The sequence below is a fragment of the Brevundimonas sp. genome (genome assembly GCF_036399195.1).
Classification (GTDB): domain Bacteria; phylum Pseudomonadota; class Alphaproteobacteria; order Caulobacterales; family Caulobacteraceae; genus Brevundimonas.
This window is the reverse complement of the sequence record NZ_DASWNO010000198.1, coordinates 1-8,219: the sequence shown is the minus strand read 5'-3', so window position 1 is coordinate 8,219 and position 8,219 is coordinate 1. Positions and strand designations below refer to the sequence as shown.

Genomic DNA, 8,219 nt, shown 5'->3' with positions numbered 1-8,219 from the left:
GTTCACGGTCAGGCCAAGATGCTCCAGCACCTTGCGGACCTCGCGGTTCTTGCCCTCGGTGATTGAGACGCTGATCCACAGATTGGCCGACTGCTTCTCGTCGTCGCCGCCCTTGGCCTTGTCCAGCGTGGCCTCGATCGGACCGTAGCGGACGCCGTCGACGGTCACGCCCTCCTTCAGCGAATCCAGCTGCAGCTGCGACACCCGCCCCCGCGCCCGGGCGCGGTACTGGCGCACCAGCTCGGTCGAGGGCAGCTCCAGCGCCCGGCTCAGTTCCCCGTCGTTGGTCAGCAGCAGCAGGCCCTCGGTGTTCAGGTCCAGCCGGCCGACCGAGATCACGCGCGGCAGGCCGCTCGGCAGGGCGTCGAACACCGTTGGTCGTCCTGCCGGATCGGTGTGCGAGGTCAGCAGGCCCGCGGGCTTGTGATAGCGCCACACGCGCGTCGCCTGGGCCGAGCCGATCGGCTTGCCGTCGACGGTGATGACGTCGTCGCGCGTCACCAGCACCGCCGGCGTGTCGAGGATCTTGCCGTTGACGGCCACCTTGCCCAGGCCGATCAGGCGCTCGACCTCGCGGCGCGACGCGATGCCGGCGCGGGCCATGGCCTTGGCGATGCGCTCGCTGCGCTTCGGACCCTCGTCGGCCTTGGCGCCCGGTTTCCCGTCCTTTGAGAACGTCTTGCCGTCCTTGCTGAAGGGCTTGCCGCCTGGCTTGCCGAAGGGCTTTCCGCCTTTGGGCGGGCCGCGATCGTCGCCGCCTTCGGTGCGCTTGACGTAGGGTTTGCGCGGGCCGTCGCGGCTGTCGTCTTGACGCGGGCGCGGCTTCTTGTCGTTGTCTCGGGGATGGCTGGCCATGATGAGCGGTTCATGCACATGGCCTTGGCGTGTGCGCAAGCGGCGGCGGACGCCGGAGAGACGCCCGTCGGCTGCGTGATCGTCGACGAGGCGACCGGCGAGGTGGTGGCGGAAGGTCGAAACGGGCCGATCGGCGCTCACGACCCGACGGCCCACGCCGAGATCGTCGCCCTGCGCGCGGCGGCGGCCAAGCGCGCCAACTATCGTCTGACCGGCCTGACGCTCTACGTCACCTTGGAGCCCTGCGCGATGTGCGCGGGCGCGATCAGCCACGCCCGCCTCGGCCGCGTCGTCTGGGGCGCCGATGACCCCAAGGGCGGAGCGGTCGCCCACGGGCCCCGCTTCTTCGACCAGCCGACCTGTCACTGGAAGCCCGCGGCTGAGGGCGGCGTCCTGGCCGCCGAAGGCGGCGACTTGCTGCGGGGTTTCTTCCGCGCCCGGCGCAAAGGAACGGCCCCCGCGACCGGACGTTAGCTAGCCGGGCCCCACGGCTCCGCTTCCCGAGAGCCAGCATGAAGTCCTACGCCCTGCCCCTCCTGCTGACCTTGGCGCTGGCTGCATGCGGTCAGAAGCCAGCCGACGCTCCGTCGGATGGGGACGCCGTTCGGGAACGGGCGCAGGAAGCTCAGACCGCCCGGAAACGCACCGGGGCCGAGCTTCAGGACCGGGCCCTGAACCGCATCATCCGCACCGTCTACCTGTGCAACAACAGCGAGCGTCTCTCGGTCGATTTCGACAACCCCCGCCGGATGGCGACGGTGCGCAACTCCAGCGGCGCGGCCGTGGACCTGTTCCAGGAACAGTCCACCGACGGCCTGTGGTACCGCGCCTCGGGCTACGAACTGCGCGGCAAGGGCGTCATGGCGACGTGGACGGCGGACGGGCGCGATCCCACCGACTGCCGCGCAGTCGACTAGGCGAAGGCCGCCAACCGGGCGTCGAGCCGGGCCATCACCTCCGGCCAATCCTGATCCGTGATCGCGAACATGACCGTGTCACGCACCCGACCCGTGTGAGTCGTCTTGTGCCGCCGAAGCACGGCCTCCCGCACCGCGCCCAGCCGAGCGATGGCGGCCTGGCTGCGGGCGTTGATCGCATCGGTGATGATCTCGACCCGAACGATGCCGCTGTCGAAGGCGTGCCCGAGGAGAAGCCGCTTGCTGGCCGGGTTGATCACGCCGCCCCGCGCGTCCGGGTGATAGAAGGTCGAGCCCAGCTCCACCCGCCGATGCTCCGGAACCAGGTCATGCAGGCTGCTGGCGCCCACGATCCGACCATCGCTCAGCCGTCGCACCGCATAGGGCGTGTCCCGGCCTCCCGCGAGCCGCTTCATGAACCCGTCCCACCAGGGATCGAAGGCCTCGCCGTAGGCCGTCGAGACCATGATCGACCAGGCTTCGGGATCAACGCTGATGGCGGCGCGCAAAGCCTCCTTCAGCCCGGGCGCGAAGGGCTCCAGCCGCACCCAGCGGTTTTCCAGCACGACCGGCTCGATCTTCATCCGCCCGCGAGGTCCTGCTCAAGGAAGGCGCTCACGGCGGCCGTACTGGCGGCCTTGGCCACGAAAGCGTCGCCGACGGCCCGGGCCAGGATCAGCGTCAGCCGGCCCCGTTCGGCCTTCTTGTCTCCCGCCATGCGTTTGACGAGGGCCGTCGCCCTGAACGTCCCGACTTGGCGCGCGCGCGTCGGAAGGCCCGCCGCCGCGAGCACGGCCTCAACCCGCGCGGCCGCTTCCGGGTCGCACAAACCGCTCGTCGCGGAGAAGCGGAACGCCATGGCGCAGCCCAGCGCGACGGCCTCGCCGTGCGTCAGCCGGTCCTCGTCGAAGCCCAGCTCCGCTTCCAGGGCGTGGCCGAACGTGTGGCCGAGGTTTAGCAGGGCGCGGCGCCCGCCTTCCCGTTCATCCTGAGCGACGATGGCGCTCTTGATCTCCACGGACCGCACCACGGCCCGCTGCAGCGCCTTCGGCTCGCCCACAGCCCCCGCCGCACCGTCTTTCGCCAGCCAGTCGAAGAACGTGGCGTCGGTGATCAGCCCGTGCTTGAGAACCTCGGCCCAGCCGGAGCGCAGCTGCCGCTCCGGCAAGGTGCCAAGCAGATCGACGTCGGCCAGCACCAGCCGCGGCTGGTGGAACGCCCCCACGAGGTTCTTGCCCCGGGGCGTGTCGATGGCGGTCTTGCCGCCGACCGACGAGTCGACCTGGGCCAGAAGGGTGGTCGGGACCTGGATGAAACCGATCCCTCGCATGTACAGGGCGGCGGCCAGCCCTGCGAGGTCACCCACCACGCCGCCGCCGAGAGCGATGATCACGTCGCTCCGGTCCAGGCCGAAGGCCAACAGCCGGTCGATCACCCGCTCCAACTCGGCGAAGGATTTGGAGGCCTCGCCCGGCGGCACCGCCAGCAGACGGGCACGGACGCCCGCGGCCTCGAGCGACGCCATGGCGGCGGGGCCGTGCAGGGCCGCGACCGTCTTGTCGGTCACGATGACAGTGCGGCCGCCGAGCATCGGCCCGGTCCGCTGTCCCAGCTCGCCGAGCAGACCGCGCCCGACCACGACGTCGTAAGGCGAAAAGCCGGGCCCGCTGACGGGGATGACCGTACTCATGCCGCGGACCTCGCGCCGAAGTCTTCGAGCGCCCGCACGATGGCGTCCACGGCCTCGCCGTGAGCGCCTCGGGCGACATCCACGGTGACGTCGGCCATGCCGTAGAACGGATATCGAACAGCCGCCATGGACGTCAGCGCCTCAAGCGGATTCCGCCCGCGCAGCAGCGGCCGGGTGTCGCGCCGCTGGACCCGCTCGGCCACCGTTTCCAGATCGGCGCGCATCCAGACGGTCACCGCCCGGGCCGTCAGCGCCGCGCGCGTGTCGGGATTGAGGATGGCGCCGCCGCCGGTCGCCAGCACCATTCTTGGTCCCTCCAGAAGCCGCTTCATCACACGCGCCTCTCCGGCCCGGAACTCCGCTTCGCCCAGGCGGGCGAAGATGTCGGACACGGTCATGCCCGCCGCCGCCTCGATCTCCACGTCGCCGTCGGCGAACGGCAGGCCAAGCCGCCTGGCAAGCCGCCGCCCTACGGTCGATTTGCCCACGCCCATCAGGCCGACCAGCGCTATGGTGCGTTCAGACACGGGAATCGACGCGGCCTCGTTCAACGTCGGCCTCGCGGGGACCGGTTTACAGGCGACGGACAGGGCGCGGACAGGCACGGCATGAAGCCAACACCCTCTACACCAAGCGACGCCGCCGCAAAGCGCCGGGTCGGATGAGCACGCCGCAGATCGAGGCCTTTCTGGAGATGATGGCGGTCGAGCGGGACGCCTCTCCGCATACGCTGTCGGCCTATGCGCGCGATCTGGCCGACGCCGAAGCGGGCGTGGCCGCCGGACTGATGCGCGCGGACGAAGCGGGGATTGAGGCTTGGTACGCCGGCCTGGGGCGACGCGGCCTGTCCCCGGCCACACAGGCTCGCCGACGCTCCGCCGTGCGACAGTTCTATCGCTTCGCGTTGGGCGAGGGCTGGCGCGCCGACGATCCGTCGCGGCGACTGGACGCGCCGAAGCAGGGCCGCAGCCTGCCCAGGACCCTGTCCGGCGACGAGATCGCCAGCCTGCTCGCCGCCGCAGCGGCGCGGGACGGCGCCGCCGGCGTCCGCCTCGTCGCGCTGGTCGAGCTGGCCTATGCGTCCGGGCTGCGCGTCTCGGAGCTTCTGTCGCTGCGGTTGGAGGCCGTTCGTCGTGATCCCGCCTGGCTGATCGTGCGCGGCAAGGGCGGCAAGGAACGCCTCGCCCCCCTCAACACCGCCGCGCGGGAGGGGGTGAAGGCGTGGCTGATCGCCCGCGACGCGGCCCGGCCCGAAAAGGCGCCGGACAGCCCGTGGCTGTTCCCGTCCGCCTCGGCCAAGGGCCATCTGACCCCCCGCCGCTTCGCCCAGCTGCTGGATCAGGCGGCGATCGACGCAGGCATCGATCCCGCCCGCGTCAGCCCCCACGTCCTGCGCCATGCCTTTGCAACCCACCTGCTGGAGGGCGGGGCCGATCTGCGCGTGGTCCAGACCCTGCTCGGTCACGCCGACATCGCCACCACACAGATATACACCCACGTCGCGACAGATCGGCTGGCGCGAGTGGTGCAGGACATGCACCCCTTGGCGCGGGATGAGTAGCGGCGCATAGTCAGCCCATGGGCCAGTCCTTCTTCGTCAAGGCCCTGTGGGATGCTGAAGCCAGCGTCTGGTTCAGCGAGTCCGACATCCCGGGCCTCGTTCTTCAGACTGACACCCTCGAAGAATTTGAGGATCTGATCCGACATTTCGCACCGGATCTTCTCGCGTCGAACCTCGGTATTCATGACCCTGTGATGATCCGGTTCGAGGCCGTGCGCGAACTTGATCTTGCTGCCGCCTGATTTGGCGTTGCGACCTCACCCCACCCCTCAGGATCGGGCCTAGGTTCGGTTCGGGGAGCAGCCGATGGTTCAGGACTATTATCGCGAGCTGACACGGACGCTGGCGAAGCCTGGGTATGTAAAGGTTCCTGGCGGGAAGGGCAGCCACGAGAAGTGGCGAAACAAGGAAGGCCGGCAGGTGACGGTCCCTTCCAAGCCTCTGCGCCACCTGGCCAATGAAATCCTCAAACAGACCGGCCTGCCGAAGGCCTTCTGAACCGCCGCTTGCCCCCCGGCGTTGTCCCCACTAGGTTCCGCCGCCTTCCAGAGCGCCGCAGGGCGCGCCGAGCATGAAGACGCCCTGATGGCCGTGCACTACCTCGAGTTCGAAAAGCCGATCGCGGATCTGGAAGCGAAGATCGAGGAACTGAGCCTGCTCTCCTCGACGTCCGGCTCGTTCGAGGCCGAGATCCAGGGTCTGCGCCAGAAGGCGGAGCAGCTTCGCCGCAAGACCTACGCCGGCCTAGACCCGTGGATGAAGACCCAGGTCGCGCGCCATCCGCAGCGTCCGCACTTCGTCGACTATGTCGCCGGCCTGTTCACCGATTTCGTCGAGCTGAAGGGCGACCGGCAGTTCGGGGACGATCAGGCCATCCTTGGCGGGCTGGCGCGGTTCCGCGGCGAGCCGGTCGTGATCATGGGCCACGAAAAGGGTCACGACACCCAGACCCGGGTGGTCCACAACTTCGGCATGGCCCGCCCGGAGGGTTACCGCAAGGCGGTCCGCCTGATGGACCTCGCCGAGCGTTACGGCCTGCCGGTGCTGACCTTCGTCGACACCGCCGGCGCCTATCCAGGGCTGGGCGCCGAAGAACGCGGCCAGGCCGAGGCCATCGCCCGATCGACAGAGCGCTGCTTGACCCTCGGCGTGCCGTCCATCGCCACGATAACGGGCGAAGGCGGATCGGGCGGCGCCATCGCCATCGCCGCCGCGGGGCGGGTGCTGATGCTGGAGCACTCCATCTATTCGGTCATCTCGCCGGAAGGCGCGGCCGGCATCCTGTGGCGCGACGGCGCGCGGGCGCGGGATGCGGCCATGGCCATGAAGATCACCGGCCCGGATCTGGTCGAGCTGAAGATCGTCGACCGAATCATCCAGGAACCGGTCGGCGGAGCGCACGCCGATCCGCAGGCGGCGATCGCCGCCGTCGGCGACGTTCTCGCCGAGGAACTCGCCGCCCTGTCCCCCCTGACACCGGAGCAACTGCGCAAGGCTCGGGCGGACCGGTTTTACGCGATCGGTCGCAACGGGGCGCATTAACCTCTCGTCTACCACGACCTGCGACGGTTACGTCATGCGTGCAAGTGTGTGGCCGGCCCGTTCAGTGAGCGTATTTTGAGCGGCGTCGGCGAGGCGCTGCGCGAGAGTTCGGTCATCAACCTGTCTGGTGCGGTGACGATGGTCATCGACGATTCTCCGTTCGGTCTCGACCTGACCTGTTCAGCGCTGCGCGGCTTCGGCATCCGCGTCCGCTACAGCTGTCACTCGGCCGCGGCCGCGATGGAGATACTGGCGGATCAGCCGATCGATCTGATCGTGGTGGATTGCGAGATGCCGACCGTGGACGGCTATGAACTGGTCCGCTGGCTCCGGCGCTCGGTCAAGCCGCCCAACGCCATGACGCCGGTGATCATGACCGCGGCGCACATGCGGCGCTCGAAGATGCTGGAGGCGCGGGACTGCGGCGCGAACTTCGTGGTCACCAAGCCGTTCAGCGCCACGACCCTGCTGGAGCGGATCGTCTGGGTCGCGCGCGACACCCGGCCGTTCCTCGAGGTCGGCGACTATTTCGGTCCGGATCGCCGCGTGCGCGACACCGGACCCAAGGGGGAGGAGCGCCGCGCCGCGGCGATCCGTCAGGCGGCGTTCGTCGCCGAGCAGGCAAGAGCAGCCGCGGTGGAGGCGGCGGAGGAGTTGCAGTGAGCGTCATCACCCACGCGCGGGGCAAGTCCCGCCTCGCCACCATGATCGACGCCGCCGGAGGGGTCAGCGTCGGCGTCGCTCTTGCTCAGGCGCGCGAGAATATCGAGGCGATGCGCGCCCAGGCCATGGCGGTCGTGGATGCGCAGATCGTCCTGCTGGAAGCCGTGCCTCAGCCGGGCTCGATCGAGGAACAGGCGGGCCGTATCGGCGAAGCGTACCGCGCCGCCAACGGGGTCATCGATGCGGCGAGCCCGTTCGAGCTGCTGGACCTGTGCCGCGCCGCCGCCGGGCTGTGCGACATCCTCGACAACGCGCCGGCCGACAAACCCTTCGACTGGCGCATCGTCACCGTTCACGCCCGGGCGCTGAAGCTGCTGCAAACACTGCCGCTGGAACAGGCCGACTCGCGCGCCGCCGTGCTCGACAGCTTGCGGCAGGTCGTCGAGCGAAAGTCGGCGCCGCGGCCTCCGACTTCCACTCTCTAGGTCTCCGCGTCGGCAGACGCGCGGTCCGTCCGCGCTCCCCGCGTCTGCTTGCGCCACAGGGCCGCGTACTCACCCCCCTGCCGGGCCACCAGCTCGTGGTGCGCTCCGCGCTCGACAATCCGTCCGGCCTTCAGCACCAGGATCTGGTCCGCGTCGGCGATGGTGGACAGGCGGTGCGCGACCACCAGCGTCGTGCGCCCCGCTCGGGCCCGGCGCAGCGTCTTCTGGATCGCCGCCTCCGTCCGGCTGTCGAGCGCGCTGGTCGCCTCGTCGAGGATCAGGATGCCCGGATCGGCCAGCAGGGCGCGGGCGATGCCGACCCGCTGGCGTTCGCCCCCCGACAGTTTCAGGCCGCGCTCCCCCACCCGCGTCTCCATGCCCTCCGGCAGGCCGCGGATGAAGACAGCCAGTTCCGCCGCCTCGGCCGCCGCCCAGATCGCCGCCTCGTCCGCATCCGGTCGGGCGAAGCCGATGTTGGCCCGCAGGCTGTCGTTGAACAGGGCCAC

Annotated in this window: 13 protein-coding genes; 8 read left to right on the top strand and 5 right to left on the bottom strand. The window is 69.8% G+C overall.

The window, feature by feature from the left end; genetic code table 11:
• On the bottom strand, positions 1-855 hold an 855-nt coding region (locus tag VGB60_RS09135), incomplete at its 3' end, for a pseudouridine synthase (protein WP_331037957.1).
• Here VGB60_RS09135 and tadA point away from each other — a divergent pair.
• Both tadA and VGB60_RS09125 read left to right on the top strand, forming a co-directional pair.
• Positions 844-1,329 carry a tRNA adenosine(34) deaminase TadA gene (gene tadA, locus VGB60_RS09130; RefSeq protein WP_331037956.1) on the top strand — a complete coding sequence of 162 codons (486 nt, stop codon included), beginning with the start codon at positions 844-846 and terminating at the stop codon, positions 1,327-1,329. The genes VGB60_RS09135 and tadA overlap by 12 nt on opposite strands.
• A 38-nt stretch (positions 1,330-1,367) precedes the next feature.
• Positions 1,368-1,772 carry an MliC family protein gene (locus VGB60_RS09125; RefSeq protein WP_331037955.1) on the top strand — a complete coding sequence of 135 codons (405 nt, stop codon included), beginning with the start codon at positions 1,368-1,370 and terminating at the stop codon, positions 1,770-1,772.
• Here the strand turns inward: VGB60_RS09125 and VGB60_RS09120 are convergent.
• The 3 genes from VGB60_RS09120 to VGB60_RS09110 are packed head-to-tail and all read right to left on the bottom strand — an operon-like array spanning position 1,769 to position 3,956.
• On the bottom strand, positions 1,769-2,356 hold the full coding sequence (locus VGB60_RS09120; RefSeq protein WP_331037954.1) for a GNAT family protein: 588 nt from the start codon (positions 2,354-2,356) through the stop codon (positions 1,769-1,771). The two genes, VGB60_RS09125 and VGB60_RS09120, sit on opposite strands and share 4 nt — an antisense overlap.
• Complete coding sequence (aroB, locus tag VGB60_RS09115) at positions 2,353-3,462, bottom strand: 3-dehydroquinate synthase (protein ID WP_331037953.1); 1,110 nt, start codon at positions 3,460-3,462, stop codon at positions 2,353-2,355. The genes VGB60_RS09120 and aroB overlap by 4 nt, the downstream gene beginning before the upstream one ends.
• On the bottom strand, positions 3,459-3,956 hold the full coding sequence (locus VGB60_RS09110; RefSeq protein WP_414644503.1) for a shikimate kinase: 498 nt from the start codon (positions 3,954-3,956) through the stop codon (positions 3,459-3,461). The genes aroB and VGB60_RS09110 overlap by 4 nt, the downstream gene beginning before the upstream one ends.
• Before the next feature lie 167 nt (positions 3,957-4,123).
• On the opposite strand from VGB60_RS09110, the gene VGB60_RS09105 reads away from it, so the two are divergent.
• From VGB60_RS09105 to VGB60_RS09080, 6 genes are all read left to right on the top strand, one after another.
• The gene (locus VGB60_RS09105; protein ID WP_331037951.1) at positions 4,124-5,023 is read left to right on the top strand and encodes a tyrosine recombinase; all 900 of its coding nucleotides are present in this window, start codon (positions 4,124-4,126) and stop codon (positions 5,021-5,023) included.
• A 17-nt stretch (positions 5,024-5,040) separates the two neighbouring features.
• On the top strand, positions 5,041-5,265 hold the full coding sequence (locus tag VGB60_RS09100; protein ID WP_331037950.1) for a DUF1902 domain-containing protein: 225 nt from the start codon (positions 5,041-5,043) through the stop codon (positions 5,263-5,265).
• Between the two features lie 64 nt (positions 5,266-5,329).
• Positions 5,330-5,521, top strand: a complete 192-nt coding sequence (locus VGB60_RS09095; protein ID WP_331037949.1) for a type II toxin-antitoxin system HicA family toxin — start codon at positions 5,330-5,332, stop codon at positions 5,519-5,521.
• A gap of 87 nt (positions 5,522-5,608) precedes the next feature.
• On the top strand, positions 5,609-6,565 hold the full coding sequence (locus VGB60_RS09090; protein WP_331037948.1) for an acetyl-CoA carboxylase carboxyltransferase subunit alpha: 957 nt from the start codon (positions 5,609-5,611) through the stop codon (positions 6,563-6,565).
• 75 nt (positions 6,566-6,640) lie between these two features.
• On the top strand, positions 6,641-7,228 hold the full coding sequence (locus VGB60_RS09085) for a response regulator (protein WP_331037947.1): 588 nt from the start codon (positions 6,641-6,643) through the stop codon (positions 7,226-7,228).
• Positions 7,225-7,713 (top strand): chemotaxis protein CheE, encoded by a 489-nt coding sequence (locus VGB60_RS09080; protein ID WP_331037946.1) that lies wholly within the window; start codon positions 7,225-7,227, stop codon positions 7,711-7,713. The genes VGB60_RS09085 and VGB60_RS09080 overlap by 4 nt, the downstream gene beginning before the upstream one ends.
• On the opposite strand, the gene VGB60_RS09075 is transcribed toward VGB60_RS09080, so the two are convergent.
• Positions 7,710-8,219: ATP-binding cassette domain-containing protein (locus VGB60_RS09075; protein WP_331037945.1), on the bottom strand; the 510-nt coding region annotated here is incomplete at its 5' end. The two genes, VGB60_RS09080 and VGB60_RS09075, sit on opposite strands and share 4 nt — an antisense overlap.